The organism is Streptomyces sp. Tu 2975, from assembly GCF_009832925.1.
GTDB lineage: Bacteria > Actinomycetota > Actinomycetes > Streptomycetales > Streptomycetaceae > Streptomyces.
Genome location: NZ_CP047140.1, coordinates 4,858,461 through 4,878,052 on the forward strand (window position 1 = coordinate 4,858,461; position 19,592 = coordinate 4,878,052).

Below are 19,592 nucleotides of genomic sequence, written 5' to 3' on the forward strand. Positions count from 1 at the left end.
ATAGTGTTTCGGTGGTCATTGCGTTAGGGAAACGCCCGGTTACATTCCGAACCCGGAAGCTAAGCCTTTCAGCGCCGATGGTACTGCAGGGGGGACCCTGTGGGAGAGTAGGACGCCGCCGAACAATCATTGTGGGAAAGCCCCGCACCTCTGGTGCGGGGCTTTCCTGCGTTCAGGACCAAATTCCCCTGCGTGACCGCTCGCCGGCTCCGGGGCGAGCCGGCCGCATCTGAAGGGACAACGGACTCAGAGGCGACCGGCTGCTTTGAGAGCGAGATAGGCATCGGCGAGAGCCGGTGCGATCTTCTCCGGTGTCGCATCCACAACGGTGACTCCGTGACGCTGCAACTGTTCCGCCGCCCGGTCCCGCTGCGACTGGGCCTGGGTGGCTGCCGCGGCGTCGTAGACGCCCTCGACCGAATCGCGCGTCACCTTCATGCGTTCGAGATGAGGATCCGCCACAGAGGCCACCAGGACGGTGTGGCGCTGCGTGAGCTGCGGGAGGACGGGCAGCAGGCCCTCCTCGACAGGAGCGGCGTCGAGGCTCGTCAGAAGGACGATGAGGGACCGGCGGGGAGCGTTCGTCAGCGCAGCAGCGCTGAGGCCGCGGGCATCTGTCTCGATGAGCTCCGGCTCCAGGGGAGCGAAGGCGTTGACCATGGCCGGAAGAACGTCACCTGCGGACCGTCCGACGACCTGGGCGCGGATGCGGCGGTCGTACGCCAACAGTCCGACCCGGTCACCGGCACGTGACGCCAACGCGCCCAGCAGGAGCGCGGCATCCATCGCGGCGTCCAGGCGCGGGACGTCCCCCACGCGTCCCGCCGATGTCCGTCCCGTGTCGAGAACGATGAGGATGTGCCGGTCACGTTCCGGGCGCCACGTGCGGACGGCAACGGTGGTCCGACGCGCGGTGGCCCGCCAGTCGATGGAGCGGGTGTCGTCGCCGGGCACGTAGTCGCGAAGACTGTCGAACTCCGTTCCCTGACCCCGAATCAGCACGCTCGTGCGGCCGTCGAGTTCGCGCAGACGCGCCAGGCGGGAGGGCAGATGCTTGCGGCTCGTGAACGGCGGGAGGACGCGGACCGTCCAAGGCACCTTGTGATGGCCCTGCCGGGCCGCCAGGCCCAGCGGTCCGTAGGAGCGGACCGTGATGCGCTCCGGGCGGCGGTCGCCACGTCGTGTGGGCCGCAGGACCGTGGTGAGGCGGCGGCGTTCGCCGGCCGGGACGGTCACCTTGTGGCGGGAGGCGGACTGCTCCGCCCCCGGCAGCCAGCTGCTCGGCGGCCACGCATCGCGAAGGTCGGCCCGTAGACGCCGGTCCGAAGGGTTGGTGACCATCAGGTCGACCGTCGCCGCGTCACCGAGTCGAACGGATGTATCACCACTTCGGGTGAACCGGAGCGTTCGCACTGGCGCGGCGAGGGCGTAGTCGCACAGGATTGCGAGTGAGAGAGGCGCGTTGACAGCAAGCATCCCGGTCCAGCTCGGAGCGAGGATGCCTACGGGGAGTGAGCCGAGCGCGGCCAGGAGTGCGGTTCGTCCGGTGAGGGCCATCGGTGCCTCAGCGCGGTACGGGGACGTGGGCGAGGATCGCGGTGATGACGGAGTCGGCGGTGACTCCCTCCATCTCCGCCTCGGGTCGGAGCTGGATCCGGTGCCGAAGAGTGGGCAGGGCGAGGGCCTTCACATCGTCCGGGATGACGTAGTCGCGCCCGGTGAGCCAGGCCCAGGCGCGGGCGGTGGACAGCAGCGCGGTTGCGCCTCGGGGTGAGGCGCCCAGTGTGAGTGAGGGGGATTCACGGGTGGCACGACAGATATCGACGACGTAGGCGGTGATCTCGGTGGAGACGGAGGTCTTGGCCACGGCGAGACGGGCCGCTTCCAGTTCTGCAGGGCCGGCAACGGGACGCACCCCCGCCGCTTCGAGGTCGCGGGGGTTGAAGCCCTCCGCATGCCGGGTCAGGACATTGATCTCGTCCTCGCGGGACGGAAGGGGGACCGTCAGCTTGAGGAGGAAGCGGTCCAGCTGGGCTTCCGGAAGGGGGTAAGTGCCCTCGTACTCGACGGGGTTCTGCGTCGCGGCGACGAGGAAGGGATCGGGGAGCAGGCGAGGCGTGCCGTCGACCGTCACCTGCCGCTCCTCCATCGCTTCCAGGAGCGACGACTGCGTCTTGGGCGGCGTGCGGTTGATCTCGTCCGCGAGAAGGAGGTTCGTGAAGACGGGCCCGGGCTGGAACGAGAACTCGGACGTGTGGCTGTCGTAGACAAGTGACCCGGTGACATCGCTGGGCATCAGGTCGGGGGTGAACTGGACGCGCTTCGTGTCGAGCTCGAGCGATGCGGCCAGGGCGCGCACCAGGAGGGTCTTGGCGACGCCAGGCACTCCCTCGAGAAGGACGTGACCGCGGCAGAGCAGAGCCACGACGAGACCGGTGACAGCGGGGTCCTGGCCGACCACGGCCTTGGCGATCTCGGTGCGCAAGGCCTCCAGGGAGGCGCGGGCGCGGTCCGAGCTCTCGGCTGTCTCGGGGGTCGGGGCGCTCATGAGGTGCGTACCTCTCTTTCGAGGGCGTCGAGTTGGTCTGCGAGTCGGACGAGTGCGGTGTCGTCGGCCGGGGGAGTGCCGAAGAGCAGTTCACGGAGGTCGTGCTCACCATGGGGGAGGTGCGCGGAGACCGCGGGAAGCAGGGCTTCGGGCGAGTGGATGCCCGCGGCGGAGACACCGAGAAGCGGGGCAAGGCGGGTTCTGGTGGCGGAACGGAGCGAGGCGGCGGCGCGGTCACGCGCGTTCACCTTGCGGTAGAGGCGGGCGCGGCCCTCGGTGGTCTCCGACGCGCGGATGGCGACCGGCAGTTGTTCGGTCACCAGAGGCCCGAGCCGGCGGGCACGCCAGACGGCTGCCAGAACGGCAGCCACGAGGAGTTGCAGCGTGCCCCACAGCCAGCCGCCGGGGATCAGGTCGAAGAACGTGCCCTCGCCGTCCGTTTCGCCGCTGCCCTGCTCGTCGCCGTCTCCGTCGGCGGGGTTCGCGGCGGAGGGGTCGTCGAGAGAAGGGATGTACCAGACCAGTTCGGGTCGGGACCCGAGCAGTTGCAGGGCGAGGGAGGCATTGCCGCGCTTGTCGAGACGATCGTTGTAGAGGATGTCAGGAGCGCCCAGGAGGACGGTGTCGCCGTCGTTCGGCGCGTCGAGCCGCACCAGGGAAGTAACGCCGTCGCTCGGGTAGCAACTGTCGGCGCCGGGCGCCTCGGTCGAGTACCGCTCACCGCCGAGATCGGCGCTGCCCGCGCGGCGGGCGGCGGGAAGGTCGCAGCGGGGGCTGAGCTCGGACACCTCGGTCCGGGATTCGACCTCGACGTCCGGCGCGAGTGTGCCGACGGAGGCGAAACCGGGGGCGATCAGCACTGTTCGTCCGCCGGCCGAGGCGGTCGCGGACCGGAAGTCCTGCTGCTGAGTGGCCGTCAACATGTCGGGGTCGGTGACGAGGACGGTGGTGTCGGCGTCTGCCGAGGCGGTGGCGTCCGCAAGGGTGGTGACCACCCTGGTCGAGACGCCCCGGCCCTTGAGGAGTTCGGCGACAGCACGGCTGCCGTGCTGGTCCGCGGAGCGTGGATCGAGACGGCCGTGGTGATCATTCGACCGCAGTGCAGCCATGGCGATGCCGCCCACGACGAGGAGCATGACAGCGAGGAGCAGACCCCGGACGCGGTTCCAGACCTGGCGGGTGGAGGGCGACATGGACGTGGTGCTGCCCGTGAGGCCGGTCATTCGGTGGCTCCCTCGGCAACGGTGGCCGACAGGGGCTTGGTGCTCTCCAGGGCGAGGTCCAGGTCCCGGAGCCGTTCGTACGCCTGCCGGTCGGCGGTGCGACCGCCGTACGTGACGTCGTCGAAGACACGGGCCGCGGCGCGCAGTTCGTCGGCGTGGTCGGGGAGCGGGCGCCCCGCCTCCGCGGCGGCCTCGTCGGCGGTACGGCCCGGCCTGGCGTCGAGGAGCGTGCGTTCCTCCAGGGAGCGGACGATGGCGCGCATCCGCTCCTGCACCGCCTGGTTCCACCGCTCGGCGGCGGCGTGCTTGTCCGCCGCGGCGCGGTGCGCCGAAGCGCTGCGTGGGCCGTCTTCGAAGAGGGAGTCGGAGGCACGGACCGTGCGCTGGGGCTTACCGAGCCGCCACCACAGGGCGGCCGCGAGGGCGACGACGACGAGGATGACGGCGATCAGGCCGATCAAGCCGCCGGGAGTGCCGCTCGAAGCGGCGCCGAAGAGACTGTCGACCCACTCCCAGAAGCGGTCCAGGGCGCGCTCGAGAAGGTTCGGGTCGTTCTCGTGGTACATCGGCCTGGACAGCTCCCGCTCCGCCGCCTCGCGGGCGGGCTCGCGCGGAGTGTCCACCGGTACGTCGTCGCTCGCGCCGACCAGCAGTGCCGCCGTCGCGCCCCCCGTGCCCAACACCGCATCAGCCCCCGGTGGAGCGGTCACCGGGAGGTGCCGACCCGTAGCCGGAGACGCCGGCTGCACGCGCGAGTTCGAGGTCGAGCGCTTCGCGGCGGATGCGCTGGTCCACGTAGAGGAGCACCGTCACGCCGGCGGAGATCGGGTAGGTGATCGACGAGGCGATCACGGAGCCGATTCCCGTGATGATCAGGAAGGGCCAGCCGAAGTCGGGGCCGCTCCCGGTGAACAGGTCGCCGATGCCGGCGCCGTCCACGGCGAAACCGATGACGGTGAACGGGATGGCGATGACCATGCTCACGACGAAGACCAGCAGCAGGGTCAGCAGCGTGATCCCGAAGACGCGCCACCAGGCACCTTGGACGAGCTTGGCGGAGCGGCGCAGCGACGTGATGACGCCTTGACGTTCCAGCACGAGGGCGGGGGAGGCCAGGGCGAAGCGGACCATCAGCCAGATGATGACGGTGATGGCGGCGAGACCGCCGACCACGGACAGGAGCACGCCCGCGCCGCCGATCAGCATCCCAGGAAGTACGCCGACGGTCATGATCGCGGCACTGCCCAGCGGCAGCAGCAGCGTGAGGCCCAGAAGGTGGGGGATCCGCGGCCGGGCCTCGCGCCAGGCCTCGGCGAGGGTGATCGGGCGGCCGAGCACCGAGCGGCTGATCACCACGGTGAGCAGTGCGGTCGTGAGCAAGGTGCCGATCAAGGTGATCAACAGGGCGGGGCCGAGGGCCACCAAGCTCGCCTGCAGCGACTCGACGGACTGCTGCAGGGCTTCCTCGGGCGTCGCGTCGGGATCGACCTCAGGAGGCGCGGGGAGCAGGTAACGCTCCACGAGGATGCTGCAGATCTGGGAGATGACGGAGACCGTGATCGTCACGCTCAGGACCGTGCGCCAGTGCGCGCGCAGCGTCGACACCGCGCCGTCGAGGATTTCACCGACGCCGAGGGGCCGCAGCGGGATGACTCCCGGCTTGGCGGCGGCGGGGGGACCGCCCCAGCCGCCGTGGTGCCCGCCGCCGCCCCAGCGCGGCGGGGGCGGGCCGGGGACCTGGCCGGGGCCGGTCGGTGCGGACCACTGTCCGGGAGGGGGCTGCTCCTTGGACCACTTCGAGGCGGGACCGCTTCCGTCCGCGGGCGGCGCGGGCTGCGGTACGCCGGGGCCGTTCTGCCCTTCGGAAGGAGCCGATCCGGGCGATGCCCAACCCGGAGTGTCGTTCACGGTCGTCCACCTCATGGATCGGTCACGGGGCCGGCTCGTCGAGCCGGCGGGTTCACAGTGTCCTTCCGCCTGTCAGGGCGGCCGGTTGGCTGCCATCGTGCCACGCGCGGGCTGTCGGTGGACCGGGGCCGGGGGCACCTTCGTACCTTCATTGTCGGAGCGGCACGGGGCAGACTGGGCGGATGGCTGATCAGTACGTACAAAACCCGGTGGATGCCGAGCCGTCGAAGCTTCCCGTGCTGCGCTGGGACGAGCCGCCCGAAGGGCCCGTACTGGTGCTTCTCGACCAGACCCGGCTCCCCGCCGAGGAGGTCGAGCTGGTCTGCACCGACGTTTCCGTCCTGGTGCTGGCGATCCGTACGCTCGCGGTGCGGGGGGCACCGCTTCTCGGTATCGCCGGTGCGTACGGAGTCGCGCTCGCGGCGCTGCGGGGCTTCGACGTGGACGAGGCCGCGGAGCTGCTGGAGACGGCGCGCCCCACCGCGGTGAACCTCGGGTACGGGGTGCGGCTGGCGGCGTCCGCGTACCGGACCGCCGTCGAGCGCGGGGCCGAGGGCGAAGAGGCGGCCCGCGCGGCGCTCTCGGCGGCCCAGGAACTGCATCGCCGTGACGCAGAGGCCAGCCGGCTGATGGCCGGGCACGGTCTGGCGCTGCTGGAGGAACTGCTGCCCGGCGGGGGCCACCGGATCCTGACGCACTGCAACACCGGGGCACTGGTGTCCGGTGGGGAGGGAACGGCGTTCGCCGTCGCGCTGTCGGCGCACCGGACGGGCCGGCTCCAGCGGCTGTGGGTGGACGAGACACGACCGCTGCTGCAGGGCTCCCGGCTCACCGCCTACGAGGCGGCACGCAACGGACTGCCCTACACGCTGCTGACGGACAACGCTGCTGGTTCCCTGTTCGCGGCAGGGGAGGTGGACGCCGTGCTGATCGGGGCGGACCGGATCGCCGCGGACGGATCAGTGGCGAACAAGGTCGGGAGCTATCCGCTGGCGGTGCTCGCCAAGTACCACCATGTGCCGTTCATCGTGGTCGCCCCCACGACGACGATCGACCTGGCGACACCGGACGGCTCGGCGATCGAGGTGGAGCAGCGGCCGGCACACGAGGTGACGGAGGTAACATCCCCGCAGTCCGCAGTGGCCGGCGCCGGAAGCGGCGGGCAGACAGTGGCCCCCCTGGGAACCCAGGCGTTCAACCCCGCATTCGATGTCACGCCGCCGGATCTGGTGACGGCGATCGTCACCGAGGAGGGGGTGTTGTCGCCGGTCACCGGGGGCGGCGTAGCGGAGCTGTGTGCCAGGTCACGCCAGGTAACGATTAGCTAATGGGATGATGTCGTTTATGAAGGGACGAGTCCTTGTCGTCGACGACGACACCGCACTGGCCGAGATGCTCGGCATTGTGCTGCGTGGTGAAGGTTTCGAGCCGTCGTTCGTAGCGGACGGTGACAAGGCACTTGCCGCTTTCAGGGAGGCCAAGCCGGATCTGGTGCTCCTCGACCTCATGCTGCCCGGAAGGGACGGCATCGAGGTGTGCAGGCTGATCCGGGCCGAGTCGGGTGTTCCGATCGTGATGCTCACTGCCAAGAGCGACACCGTCGATGTGGTGGTCGGGCTCGAGTCCGGGGCCGACGACTACATCGTCAAGCCGTTCAAGCCGAAGGAGCTGGTCGCCCGGATCCGGGCCCGGCTGCGGAGGTCGGAGGAGCCCGCGCCGGAGCAGCTGACGATCGGGGACCTGGTCATCGATGTCGCCGGTCACTCCGTGAAGCGGGACGGGCAGTCGATAGCGCTGACCCCGCTGGAGTTCGACCTGCTGGTCGCGCTCGCGCGCAAGCCGTGGCAGGTGTTCACCCGTGAGGTGCTGCTGGAGCAGGTGTGGGGTTATCGCCACGCCGCCGACACCCGGCTGGTGAACGTGCATGTGCAGCGGCTGCGTTCCAAGGTCGAGAAGGACCCGGAGCGGCCGGAGATCGTGGTAACCGTCCGCGGTGTCGGTTACAAGGCCGGGCCGAGCTGACATGTCCAATGGCAGCGTTGCTCCGAAGCCCGGCGAGCCGGGGGTCCGTACGGGGCGGGCTGCCGGGCCGGGGCGGGGGCCCTCGCGATTCGGCCGTCTGCTCCATGGCGGACGGCTGTTGCAGGAAAACGCCCCCGGCGGGCCGGTGCCCCGGCTCGTCATGCGCTGGGTGCGCCGTCCGCTGCTCCCTGCCATGAGGCTGTGGCGACGGAACATCCAGCTCCGGGTGGTCGTGAGCACGCTACTGATGTCACTGGGCGTGGTCGTGCTGCTCGGCTTCGTCGTCATCGGGCAGGTGCGCAACGGTCTGCTCGACGCCAAGGGCAAGGCCGCGCAGAGTCAGGCGGCCGGCGGTTTCGCCGTCGCCAGGGAGAAGGCGAACGCGCCGATCGGCCCAGGCGGCGGGCAGGGCGACAACGCAGCCGGAAACGCCCGTACGTGGCGTTCCGACCTGGTGGTGCAACTTTCCAGCGGCGGCCAGGGCGCTTTCAACGTGGTCGCGCTCAGCGCCGACGCACAGGGCGCGGGCACCAGCCGTGCGCCACGTACCTCGGGTGGCGTGGACCCGGCGAGCATCCCGCAGGGCCTGCGGGACGCCGTGCGGCAAGGCGGAGGGACGTTCGAGACGTACCTCAGCATCCGGTACACGGACAATGTGGTCGATCCCGAGCCCGGGCTCGTGGTGGGCACGCAGCTGAACGACATCGAGGGCAATCCCTACGAGCTGTACTACCTGTTCCCCCTCGCGCAGGAGGAGCAGTCGCTGAACCTGGTCAGAGGCACCCTTGCCACGGCGGGGCTCTTCGTCGTGGTGCTGCTCGGTGCGATCGCCTGGCTTGTGGTGCGCCAGATCGTCACCCCGGTACGGATGGCGGCCGGGATCGCGGAGCGTCTCGCGGCGGGCCGGCTCCAGGAGCGGATGAAGGTCACCGGCGAGGACGACATCGCGAGGCTCGGCGAGGCGTTCAACAAGATGGCGCAGAACCTCCAGCTGAAGATCCAGCAGCTCGAGGAGCTCTCCCGGATGCAGCGCCGCTTCGTCTCGGACGTTTCGCACGAGCTGCGTACGCCGCTGACGACGGTGCGGATGGCCGCCGATGTCATCCACGAGGCGCGCAGCGACTTCGACCCGGTGACGGCACGCTCCGCCGAACTCCTCGGCGACCAGCTCGACCGCTTCGAGTCGCTGCTCTCCGATCTGCTGGAGATCAGCCGCTTCGACGCGGGTGCCGCCGCGCTCGAGGCGGAGCCGATAGACCTGCGCGAGGTCGTACGGCGGGTCATCGGCGGCGCCGAGCCGCTGGCGGAACGCAAGGGCAGCCGTATACGGGTCGTCGGTGACGAGCAGCCCGTCGTCGCAGAGGCGGACGCCCGGCGCGTCGAGCGCGTGCTGCGCAATCTTGTGGTCAACGCCGTCGAGCACGGTGACGGCAAGGACGTCGTGGTCCGCATGGCCGTGGCCGGCGGCGCCGTCGCGGTCGCGGTGCGGGACTACGGCGTGGGTCTCAAGCCCGGCGAGGCGACCCGCGTGTTCAACAGGTTCTGGCGCGCCGACCCGGCGCGTGCACGGACCACGGGCGGCACCGGCCTCGGCCTGTCGATCGCCGTCGAGGACGCCAGGCTGCACGGCGGCTGGCTGCAGGCGTGGGGCGAGCCGGGCGGCGGCTCGCAGTTCCGCCTGACCCTGCCCCGCACGGCGGACGAGCCGCTGCGTGGCTCACCTATACCGCTGGAGCCGGAGGACTCGCGGCAGAACCGGGAGCGTGCTGCCTCGTCGGGGAAATCTGAGGGGAACGGGCACCGGATGACGTCCGTGCCCGTTCAGGGGGCGTCGGACCTGTCACCGCTCCCGCCGCGTACCGCACCTCCCGAGGTCGACCCGACGGCACTGCCGGGCAACGGCTCACGGGTGGTGGCGCGGCAGGCAGGAGAGCGGGGCGACCTCCCCGCGGCAAGGGCTTCATCGGAGCGGGAGGACACGACTCGTGGGCGCTGATTCCCGTCGTCACGGGCAGACGGGCGTGCGGCGCGTATCGGCGCTGCTCGGTTGCAGCGGAGTGCTGCTGGCCGGGTGTGCCTCGATGCCGGACACCGGTGACGTCCATGCCGTCAAGGCGTCGCAGCGGGCCGACTCGCAGGTGCGGGTGTACGCGGTGCCGCCGAGGAAGGACGCGACCCCGGACGAGATCGTCACGGGCTTCCTCGAGGCGATGACCAGTGACGACACGAACTTCGACACGGCACGCTCGTACCTGACTCCTGAGGCGTCGGAGAAGTGGCAGCCGGAGGCGAGCACGACGGTGCTGGCGTCGGCGCCCGACCCGGGTGTGCCGGTCCCGGGCCGCCGGGACAACCCCGGGATGAGTTACCCGCTGCTCGGACGGCACATCGCCACCGTCGACGCGCAGCACGCCTATCAGCCCGTCACGCCGAGCGAGTACCGACGGACCATCCATCTGTCGCAGAAGGCCGGCCCCGACGGCAAGCAGTGGCGCATCGACAGCCTGCCCGCCGGGCTGCTGCTGGGCGCGTCCGACTTCGAGCGCAACTACCGCTCGGTCAACAAGTACTACTTCGCCTCCGGACGCGACGTCGTGGTCGCCGACCCGGTCTACATCAGGCAGCGGCAGGACCCGGTGACCCGGATGGATCCGGTGACGCAGGCGGTCAAGGCACTGCTGGAAGGGCCCACCGCCTGGCTGGAGCCGGTCGTCGAATCGCGGTTCCCGACCGGTACGGCGATGAAGCTGAAGGACGGCGCCACGTCGCTGTCGTTCGACGACCGCAACGGCCTGAAGGTGCCTCTGGACGACAAGGCGTCCAATGTCGGGCGCACGCAGTGCATGAAGATGGCGGCGCAGATCATTTTCACCATCAAGGACCTGTCGGCGGCGAGGCTCGAGCAGGTCGAGCTGCTGCGCTCGAACGGATCGCAGCTGTGCGTGATGAGTGCCGGCCAGGCCGAGGGCTACGCGCCGGACCACTCCTCCGGCCGCCCGGACAACCAGTACTTCGTCGACAGCAAGCGCCGCCTGGCCCAGCTGGCGGCGGGCGCCACGGAGGCCGGCGAACCGCAGAACGTGGCAGGCCCCTTCGGTGACGGCCGCCTCGCGGTGGACGCGGTCGGTGTGGCGAGGGACGAGCACAAGGCCGCGGCCGTCGCCGGCGATTTCAGCCGGCTGTACGTGGCGTCGATCGTCTCCGACAGCAAGCTGGGCGACCCGGTGATCACCAGCTCCGGCAAGGGACCCGACAACCGTCTGACCGCGCCCAGCTGGGACGGCCGGGGGATCTGTGGGTGGCCGACCGGGATCCGGACGCGCCGGCGCTCAAACGCCTGCCGAACGGTGCGGACGCCCCGGAGGAGGTCAAGATCGTTCCAGGGCTGGACGGAGCGCGCATCCAGGCCGTGAAGGTGTCCGCGGACGGTGCGCGGATCGCGCTGCTGCTGACCAAGGACGGCAGTACGACCCTGAAGACAGGGCGCGTGGAACGGCACGGCGACAGCGACGATCCCGTGGTGACCGTCACCGAACTGCGGCCCGCCGCACCCCAGATGGAGGCCGTCACGGCCGTGTCGTGGGCAGGGCCGAGCCGGCTTGTAGTGGTCGGCAAGGAGGCCGGCGGCGTTCAGCAGGTGCGGTACATCCAGACGGACGGCTCGACCGTCCCCAAGGGGATCCTGCCCGGCCTCAACCAGGTGAAGTCGGTCGCCGCGTCGGACGACGAGAGCCAGCCGCTCGTGGCCTACTCGCAGGAGGACGGCATCGTGCGCCTGCCCGCCGGCGCCAACTGGCAGACGCTGGTCAAGGAGGGCACCGCGCCGGTCTACCCGGGCTAGGGCCTTTCGCTCGGACCATGCCGGGCTCCGGCCTGATCCGGACGAAAGAACTGGGCGGGTGCGATGCCGGGTGGCATGCGCGTTGTCCACAGGGCAGGCCGGCCGATCTGCCGGCCTGCCACAGTGGTCCTCATGCGGGCGTGGTGGCGTGAAATCTCCGGTCTGGTGACCCCTGCGGTCTGCGGCGGCTGCGGCACGCCCCGTACGCGACTGTGCGAGGTGTGCGGGCAGGCGCTGCTCGGGCAGGCGGCACGCAGGGCCAGACCGTTGCCTGAGCCGGCGGGGCTCCCCGTGGTGCACGCCGTCGCGGCCTACACGGACCCGGTCCGCGCCGTGATCCTGGCGCACAAGGAGCGGGGCGCGCTCGGGCTGGCGGGACCGCTCGGGGCGGCGCTGGCCGAGTCCGTCCGGGCGGCCGTGGGGTACGCGAACGGGCCGGGTGGGCCCGTGATGCTGGTGCCCGTGCCGTCAGCGCCGGGGGCCGTCCGCGCACGCGGTCATGACGCGGCACGGCGCATCGCCCTTGCGGCGGCGGCCGAGCTGCGGTGCTCGGGCCGGGCCGCGCGGGTGCTGCCGGTGTTGCGGCAGCGGCGCCGAATGGCCGACCAGGCGGGCCTTACGGCCCGCGAGAGGCTCGCGAACGTGGCAGGGGCCTTGGAGGTGCGGGCGGGTGGTGCGCGGCTCCTGGCGGGCGGCAGGGCGGTGATCGTGGACGATCTCATGACGACCGGGGCGACGCTCGTCGAGGCGGCGCGGGCACTGAGTGCCACGACTGGGGCCGACCCGCGCGCCACGGTGCCGGCCCGGGCGGCGGTCGTCGCTGTTCCACCGCTGTCCTTCGAAATAAACCGGAACTGAATGCGAACCCGCATCGTTGCAGCTAGTGACAGGGCAAAAACCCCTGATCGGAGGTACCTCCGAGTAGCGGGTGCCGACACCCGTCCCGGAGAGCTATGTTCGGTGTGAGGAATGGCGACAAGCACACCTCACCGCATGACTGCCGGTTTTCCCGGCCGGGAAAGCGCGGCGGCGACACTTCGAAAATTGGGGTGGGTGGAGATCTTGCCGACTGGGGAGGAGGAGGTGAAAGTCGCCAAGTCCGAGGCTCCGGAGACCACCGGAGCCTGGTGCAAGAGGGAGATGCTCCGCAGCCGGTGAGCGGGCGGAGCGGATCCGGGAACGGAGTTCTGCGTGGACATCGTCGTCAAGGGCCGCAAGACCGAGGTGCCCGAGCGGTTCCGCAAGCACGTGGCCGAGAAGCTGAAGCTGGAGAAGATCCAGAAGCTCGACGGCAAGGTGATCAGCCTCGACGTCGAGGTGTCCAAGGAGCACAACCCGCGGCAGGCCGACCGTTCCGACCGCGTGGAGATCACACTCCGCTCGCGGGGCCCGGTGATCCGGGCAGAGGCCGCGGCTGCCGACCCGTACGCAGCGCTGGACCTCGCGACCGGCAAGCTGGAGGCACGCCTTCGCAAGCAGCACGAGAAGCGTCACAACCGGCGTGGCGCCGGGCGTCTGTCCGCGGCCGAGGTGGTCGATGTCGTCCCCGGCGTCGCGGAGTTGAGCGCAACCAACGGCCGGCCCCTCGCCCAGGAGGCGACCGAGTCCGTTCCCACCACGAAGATCGGCTCGATCGAGGTGCAGGGCGAAGGACCGCTGGTGGTTCGCGAGAAGCTGCACACAGCAGCACCTATGACGCTCGACCAGGCGCTCTACGAAATGGAGCTGGTCGGGCACGACTTCTATCTCTTCGTCGACTCCGAGACGAAGCAGCCAAGTGTCGTCTACCGGCGACATGCCTATGACTACGGCGTCATTCACCTGGAGACGGACCCCTTGGCCGGGTCCGAGGCCGGCGGCGCCGGAGGTGCACTCGGCGGCTGACGCCGAAATCCCGTAGCCCTGCCGACGAACGATCCCGGTGCCCCTGGAGCGCCTCGTGCGCCCCCAGGGGCACCCTCGTGCCACAACAGGATCACCGCACTGTCGCCCAAGCATGAAAGCATGACGTCGTAAGCCAACCGGTGCGCCCCGCACTGACGTTGGCGTACCACACATGATCTTCGGGCCACGGCCTCAGGGGGAGGAACGATGGCGGACACTTTCGGTCCGGTGCACGGCAGTACGGGCCACCCCGGTGACACGCACCCGGACGGTGAACGGCACGGCGAGGAAGAGGGCGGCGGGGGCAAGGAGCCCATCCGGGTCCTGGTCGTCGACGACCATGCTCTCTTCCGGCGGGGACTGGAGATCGTCCTCGCGCACGAGGAGGGCATCGAGGTCGTCGGCGAGGCCGGCGACGGGGCGGAGGCGGTGGACAAGGCGGCCGACCTGCTGCCGGACATCGTGCTGATGGATGTACGGATGCCGAAGCGAGGCGGCATCGAGGCGTGCACCTCCATCAAGGAGGTGGCCCCCAGTGCGAAGATCATCATGCTGACGATCAGCGACGAGGAAGCCGACCTCTACGACGCGATCAAAGCCGGAGCCACCGGCTATCTCCTCAAGGAGATCTCCACGGACGAGGTCGCGACCGCCATCCGCGCGGTGGCGGACGGGCAGTCGCAGATCAGCCCCTCCATGGCGTCGAAGCTGCTCACCGAGTTCAAGTCGATGATCCAGCGCACCGACGAGCGCAGGTTGGTGCCCGCGCCCCGGCTGACCGACCGGGAGCTGGAGGTGCTCAAGCTCGTGGCGACGGGCATGAACAACCGGGACATCGCCAAGGAGTTGTTCATCTCGGAGAACACCGTCAAGAACCATGTGCGCAACATCCTGGAAAAGCTGCAGCTGCACTCCAGGATGGAGGCCGTGGTCTACGCGATGCGCGAGAAGATCCTCGAGATCCGGTAGCCGAGGCCCCGCGATCCGGCCGATCGGTTCCGGTACGGCTGCCCGAGCGTCCGCGATGTCAGTCCAGGGCCTTGACCAGGTCCGCCATGAGCTCGGGGTGGTCGATCCGCTCGACGCGGACGGAGTCGCAGCCCACCCACTCCGCCGCCTCGCGCAGGGCCTGCGCCATCGGCGCCACGGCCTTGGGAGTGTCCAGCGACACCTGGCGGGCCACCAGCGTCCTGCCCTCGCGTGCCGGGTCGACGCGGCCGAGTAGCTTCCCGCCCGTGAGCAGCGGCATCGCGAAGTAGCCGTGCACCCGCTTCTGCTTGGGGACGTACGCCTCCAGCCGGTGGGTGAAACCGAAGATCCGCTCCGTCCGCGCGCGCTCCCAGATGAGCGAGTCGAACGGTGACAGCAGGGTCGTGCGGTGCCGGCCGCGCGGCGGGGAGGCGAGCGCCGCGGGATCAGCCCAGGCGCGCTTGGCCCATCCCTGGACCTGGATCGGCACCAGCCCCGAGTCCGAGACCACGGCGTCGAACTGCTCGCCCTTGAGGCGGTGGTAGTCCGCGATGTCCGCGCGGGTGCCGACGCCCAGCGACTCACCCGCCAGCCGGACGAGACGGCGCAGGCACTCGGTGTCGTCCAGGTCGTCGTGCAGCAGGGCGTCGGGGATCGCCCGCTCCGCGAGGTCGTACACCCGCTTCCAGCTGCGCCGCTCGGTGCACACGACCTCGCCGTACATCAGAGCCCGCTCGACGGCGACCTTGGAGGCGGACCAGTCCCACCACTCCCCGCCGTTGTTCGCGCCGCCCAGGCCGGTCGCGGTCAGCGGGCCCTCCGCACGCAGTTGCTTGATCACGGCGTCGTACGCGCCGTCCGGGAGGTCGTGGTACCACTGCGGGCGGGCACGGTAGGCACGCCGCCTGAAAGCGAAGTGGGGCCACTCCTCGACCGGCAGGATGCATGCGGCGTGCGACCAGTACTCGAAGCTGTGGCCACCCGTCCAGTAGGCGTCCTCGACCGTCCGGCGGCCGACGGCGCCGAGCCTCGCGTACGGGATCAGCTCGTGCGAGCGTGCCAGCACCGAGATCGTGTCCAGCTGCACGGCACCGAGATGACGAAGGACGCCCCGCACCCCGCCCCGCCTGTCGGGAGCGCCCAGGAAACCCTGGGCGCGCAGGGCGATGCGGCGGGCCTCGTCGGCCGAGAGTTCGAGGGCGGGCGGCGGCGTCGTCATGTCCTGCACGATAGAGGGCGCCACTGACAGTCCGGCCCCCGCGTGGAAGCCACCGACAGTCCGGCCTCGCGCGACAACGCGACAAGGGGTGCCCGGCGACGGAACCCCGCCCCCCGCCCGACAACGCGACGGAAGACGGCCTCCCCCGCGCGGGGATACGCACTCAGCGCCGGGACGGCAGATAGGCGTGGTTGCTCGCCAGCCCGAGGTCCGACGGGAGCAGTCCACCGACCCACACGTCCCGCAGGGTGTCCTTGTTGAGCAGCGCCGCGCGCAGCTCCCCCTCCATGCGGAAGCCGGCCTTCTGCGCCACCGCGCGGGAGGCGGCGTTGCCGACCTCGGCGCGCCATTCCAGGCGGGTGGCGCCCAGCCTCATGAAGGCCCAGTGGGAGACGGCGGTGACGCTCTCCGCCGTCACGCCCCGGCCCCGGTGTTCCTTGCCCGTCCAGAAGCCGATCTCCCACGTGCCGGAGAAGGTGCGCATGGTCACGGCGACCGAGCCCATCAGCGGGCCGCCCTCGCGCGGCAGCACGGCGAAGGTGCACATGGTGCTGTTGCGCCAGCCGTCGGGGACCGTCTGCTCGGTGAACTCGACGGCGTGCTGCCATTCGTAGGGCGAGGGAACCGTCGTCCACCGCTGGATGTCGGGATCCTGGCAGGCCTGGTGGACGGACTTCGTGTCCTCGGGGGTGAAGGTCCGCAGCAGCAGGCGCTCGGTGGTGAGGGTGATCGGCTCCATGCGGGGATTCTTGCCAGCGCGGCGCGCCGATGCGAGCACTTTCTGTCCTCTACCGGCACCTTCGGTGCTTCCCGCGCGTTCACCTGATGGCGGACAGCAGGCCTCAGTGGCCATGGACCTCCCGACGCGGCCGGGTCCTCGCTTACGATGGCCGATGCGGTGGGGCCCACCTGCCGCGCCCGCGCCAGTGTCCACCACAGACCCAAGTGCAGGCCCGACCGGCAAGGAGACCAACCTCAGTGTCCGTCTTCAACAAGCTCATGCGTGCAGGCGAAGGCAAGATCCTGCGCAAACTGCACCGCATCGCGGACCAGGTCAACTCCATCGAAGAGGACTTCGTCACCCTCTCCGACGCCGAGTTGCGGGCGCTCACGGACGAGTACAAGCAGCGTTACGCGGACGGTGAGAGCCTGGACGACCTGCTTCCCGAGGCGTTCGCCACCGTGCGTGAGGCCGCCAAGCGGGTGCTCGGCCAGCGCCACTACGACGTCCAGCTCATGGGCGGCGCCGCCCTGCACCTCGGCTATGTCGCAGAGATGAAGACCGGTGAGGGCAAGACCCTCGTCGGCACGCTCCCCACCTATCTGAACGCGCTGTCCGGCAAGGGCGTCCACCTGATCACGGTGAACGACTACCTCGCCGAGCGCGACTCCGAGATGATGGGCCGCGTCCACAAGTTCCTGGGTCTCGAAGTCGGCTGCATCCTCGCCAACATGTCGCCGGCCCAGCGCCGTGAGCAGTACAACTGCGACATCACCTACGGCACGAACAACGAGTTCGGCTTCGACTACCTGCGCGACAACATGGCGTGGTCCAAGGACGAGCTCGTCCAGCGCGGCCACAACTTCGCCGTGGTCGACGAGGTCGACTCGATCCTCGTCGACGAGGCCCGCACCCCGCTGATCATCTCCGGTCCCGCCGACCAGGCCACCAAGTGGTACGGCGACTTCGCCAAGCTGGTGACACGTCTCACCAGGGGCGAGGCGGGGAACCAGCTCAAGGGCATCGAGGAGACCGGCGACTACGAGGTCGACGAGAAGAAGCGCACCGTCGCGATCCACGAGTCCGGCGTCGCCAAGGTCGAGGACTGGCTCGGCATCGACAACCTCTACGAGTCGGTGAACACCCCCCTCGTCGGCTACCTGAACAACGCCATCAAGGCCAAGGAACTGTTCAAGAACGACAAGGACTACGTCGTCATCGACGGCGAAGTCATGATCGTCGACGAGCACACCGGCCGTATCCTCGCCGGTCGCCGCTACAACGAGGGCATGCACCAGGCGATCGAGGCGAAGGAAGGGGTGGACATCAAGGACGAGAACCAGACGCTCGCCACGATCACCCTCCAGAACTTCTTCCGCCTCTACGGCAAGCTCTCCGGCATGACCGGTACGGCGATGACCGAGGCCGCCGAGTTCCACCAGATCTACAAGCTCGGTGTCGTGCCGATCCCGACGAACAGGCCGATGGTCCGCAAGGACCAGTCCGACCTGATCTACCGCACGGAGGTCGCGAAGTTCGCCGCCGTCGTCGACGACATCGCGGAGAAGCACGAGAAGGGCCAGCCGATCCTGGTCGGCACCACCTCGGTCGAGAAGTCCGAGTACCTCTCGCAGCAGCTGAGCAAGCGTGGCATCCAGCACGAGGTCCTCAACGCCAAGCAGCACGACCGTGAGGCGACGATCGTCGCCCAGGCCGGCCGCAAGGGCGCCGTCACCGTCGCCACGAACATGGCCGGCCGTGGTACCGACATCAAGCTCGGCGGCAACCCGGACGACCTCGCGGAGGCCGAGCTGCGCCAGGCCGGTCTCGACCCCGTCGAGCACGTCGAGGAGTGGGCCGCGGCCCTGCCCGCCGCGCTGGAGCGCGCCGAGGCGGCCGTGAAGGCAGAGCACGACGAGGTCAAGGAGCTCGGCGGCCTGTACGTGCTGGGCACCGAGCGCCATGAGTCCCGCCGTATCGACAACCAGCTGCGCGGTCGTTCCGGCCGTCAGGGCGACCCCGGCGAGTCCCGTTTCTACCTCTCGCTCGGCGACGACCTGATGCGCCTGTTCAAGGCACAGATGGTCGAGCGCGTGATGTCGATGGCGAACGTGCCGGACGACGTTCCGATCGAGAACAAGATGGTGACGCGCGCGATCGCCTCCGCGCAGTCCCAGGTCGAGCAGCAGAACTTCGAGACCCGTAAGAACGTCCTGAAGTACGACGAGGTGCTCAACAGGCAGCGCGAGGTCATCTACGGTGAGCGCCGCCGCGTCCTCGAGGGTGAGGACCTGCACGAGCAGGTGCGTCACTTCATGGACGACACCATCGACGCCTACATCCAGGCGGAGACGGTCGAGGGCTTCGCCGAGGAGTGGGACCTGGACCGCCTGTGGGGCGCGTTCAAGCAGCTCTACCCGGTGAAGATCACCGTCGAGGAGCTGGAGGAGGCGGCCGGCGACCGTGCCGGTATCACCGCCGAGTTCATCGCCGACTCGATCAAGGACGACATCCACCAGCAGTACGACGAGCGTGAGAAGCAGCTCGGCTCGGACATCATGCGTGAGCTCGAGCGGCGCGTGGTGCTGTCGGTCCTGGACCGCAAGTGGCGCGAGCACCTCTACGAGATGGACTACCTCCAGGAGGGCATCGGCCTGCGCGCGATGGCGCAGAAGGACCCCCTGGTCGAGTACCAGCGCGAGGGCTTCGACATGTTCACCGCCATGATGGAGGGCATCAAGGAGGAGTCCGTCGGCTACCTGTTCAACCTGGAGGTCCAGGTCGAGCAGCAGGTCGAGGAGGTCCCGGTGCAGGACGCGGCGGCGAAGACGTCGCTGGCCAAGGAGGACGCGGTGCCGGCCGGCGCGGGCCGTCCCGAGATCCGCGCGAAGGGCCTCGAGACCCCGCAGCGACCCGACCGGCTGCACTTCTCCGCGCCGACGGTCGACGGCGAGGGCGGCGTGGTCGAGGGCGACTTCGAAAACGGCGACGGCTCGTCGCGGTCGGAGTCGGACGGGATGACGCGTGCGGAGCGCCGCAAGGCCCAGAAGACGGCGGGGCGTCGTCGCAAGAAGTGACGGAGTACGCAGTATCCGACGGCCGGGGCCGGACACCGAGGGGTGTCCGGCCCCGGCCGCGTCTTGCCGACGGGTGAACCCGGCCGCGCGGGCGACCGGGTTCACCGAGCGGGGGCCCGCCCCGGGCGGGCCGGGCCCCGGGTCTCCTTGTCCTCGAACGGCCTCCTGGGCAGCGTGAGG

The 19,592-nt window shown here is 69.9% G+C and carries 13 protein-coding genes, 1 rRNA gene and 2 pseudogenes; 9 read left to right on the forward strand and 7 right to left on the reverse strand.

Going from position 1 to position 19,592, the window contains the following annotated elements; translation table 11 throughout:
- Positions 1–7: 7 nt before the first annotated feature.
- Positions 8–124: ribosomal RNA gene (rrf, locus tag GLX30_RS21550) — 5S ribosomal RNA — on the forward strand.
- A gap of 122 nt (positions 125–246) precedes the next feature.
- On the opposite strand, the gene GLX30_RS21555 is transcribed toward rrf, so the two are convergent.
- The 5 genes from GLX30_RS21555 to GLX30_RS21575 are packed head-to-tail and all read right to left on the reverse strand — an operon-like array spanning position 247 to position 5,679.
- Positions 247–1,557: a DUF58 domain-containing protein gene (locus GLX30_RS21555; RefSeq protein WP_159691469.1), complete on the reverse strand. Its 1,311-nt coding sequence runs from the start codon at positions 1,555–1,557 to the stop codon at positions 247–249.
- Between the two features lie 7 nt (positions 1,558–1,564).
- Positions 1,565–2,548, reverse strand: coding sequence for a MoxR family ATPase (locus tag GLX30_RS21560; RefSeq protein WP_159691472.1), 984 nt, complete (start codon positions 2,546–2,548; stop codon positions 1,565–1,567).
- Complete coding sequence (locus tag GLX30_RS21565; RefSeq protein WP_159691475.1) at positions 2,545–3,771, reverse strand: DUF4350 domain-containing protein; 1,227 nt, start codon at positions 3,769–3,771, stop codon at positions 2,545–2,547. The genes GLX30_RS21560 and GLX30_RS21565 overlap by 4 nt, the downstream gene beginning before the upstream one ends.
- A complete protein-coding gene (locus GLX30_RS21570; RefSeq protein ID WP_159691478.1) occupies positions 3,768–4,454 on the reverse strand; it encodes a DUF4129 domain-containing protein in 687 nt (228 codons plus the stop codon). Before GLX30_RS21570 ends, GLX30_RS21565 begins: the two co-directional genes overlap by 4 nt.
- A 4-nt stretch (positions 4,455–4,458) precedes the next feature.
- A complete protein-coding gene (locus tag GLX30_RS21575) occupies positions 4,459–5,679 on the reverse strand; it encodes a hypothetical protein (RefSeq protein ID WP_159691481.1) in 1,221 nt (406 codons plus the stop codon).
- A 182-nt stretch (positions 5,680–5,861) separates the two neighbouring features.
- On the opposite strand from GLX30_RS21575, the gene mtnA reads away from it, so the two are divergent.
- The 7 genes and pseudogenes from mtnA to GLX30_RS21610 form a co-directional block, all read left to right on the forward strand.
- Positions 5,862–7,007: an S-methyl-5-thioribose-1-phosphate isomerase gene (mtnA, locus tag GLX30_RS21580; RefSeq protein ID WP_159691484.1), complete on the forward strand. Its 1,146-nt coding sequence runs from the start codon at positions 5,862–5,864 to the stop codon at positions 7,005–7,007.
- A 4-nt stretch (positions 7,008–7,011) separates the two neighbouring features.
- A complete protein-coding gene (gene mtrA, locus GLX30_RS21585; RefSeq protein ID WP_005316841.1) occupies positions 7,012–7,701 on the forward strand; it encodes a two-component system response regulator MtrA in 690 nt (229 codons plus the stop codon).
- 1 nt (position 7,702) lies between these two features.
- Positions 7,703–9,697 carry an MtrAB system histidine kinase MtrB gene (gene mtrB / locus GLX30_RS21590; protein ID WP_159691487.1) on the forward strand — a complete coding sequence of 665 codons (1,995 nt, stop codon included), beginning with the start codon at positions 7,703–7,705 and terminating at the stop codon, positions 9,695–9,697.
- 85 nt (positions 9,698–9,782) lie between these two features.
- Positions 9,783–11,542, forward strand: a pseudogene (locus tag GLX30_RS21595) (LpqB family beta-propeller domain-containing protein).
- A 132-nt stretch (positions 11,543–11,674) separates the two neighbouring features.
- Entirely contained in the window at positions 11,675–12,400 is a 726-nt protein-coding gene (locus tag GLX30_RS21600) for a ComF family protein (RefSeq protein WP_159691490.1), read from the forward strand.
- A 333-nt stretch (positions 12,401–12,733) separates the two neighbouring features.
- Positions 12,734–13,426, forward strand: coding sequence for a ribosome-associated translation inhibitor RaiA (gene raiA, locus GLX30_RS21605; RefSeq protein ID WP_159691493.1), 693 nt, complete (start codon positions 12,734–12,736; stop codon positions 13,424–13,426).
- 309 nt (positions 13,427–13,735) lie between these two features.
- Positions 13,736–14,395 (forward strand): annotated as a pseudogene (locus GLX30_RS21610) (response regulator transcription factor); the annotation flags it as partial.
- A 58-nt stretch (positions 14,396–14,453) separates the two neighbouring features.
- Here the strand turns inward: GLX30_RS21610 and GLX30_RS21615 are convergent.
- Together GLX30_RS21615 and GLX30_RS21620 are read right to left on the reverse strand one after the other, a co-directional pair.
- Complete coding sequence (locus tag GLX30_RS21615; RefSeq protein WP_159691498.1) at positions 14,454–15,614, reverse strand: crosslink repair DNA glycosylase YcaQ family protein; 1,161 nt, start codon at positions 15,612–15,614, stop codon at positions 14,454–14,456.
- A 163-nt stretch (positions 15,615–15,777) separates the two neighbouring features.
- Positions 15,778–16,353 carry a GNAT family N-acetyltransferase gene (locus tag GLX30_RS21620; protein ID WP_159691500.1) on the reverse strand — a complete coding sequence of 192 codons (576 nt, stop codon included), beginning with the start codon at positions 16,351–16,353 and terminating at the stop codon, positions 15,778–15,780.
- A gap of 239 nt (positions 16,354–16,592) precedes the next feature.
- Here GLX30_RS21620 and secA point away from each other — a divergent pair, with 239 nt between their 5' ends.
- Complete coding sequence (gene secA / locus GLX30_RS21625) at positions 16,593–19,412, forward strand: preprotein translocase subunit SecA (RefSeq protein ID WP_159691502.1); 2,820 nt, start codon at positions 16,593–16,595, stop codon at positions 19,410–19,412.
- Positions 19,413–19,592: the final 180 nt, after the last annotated feature.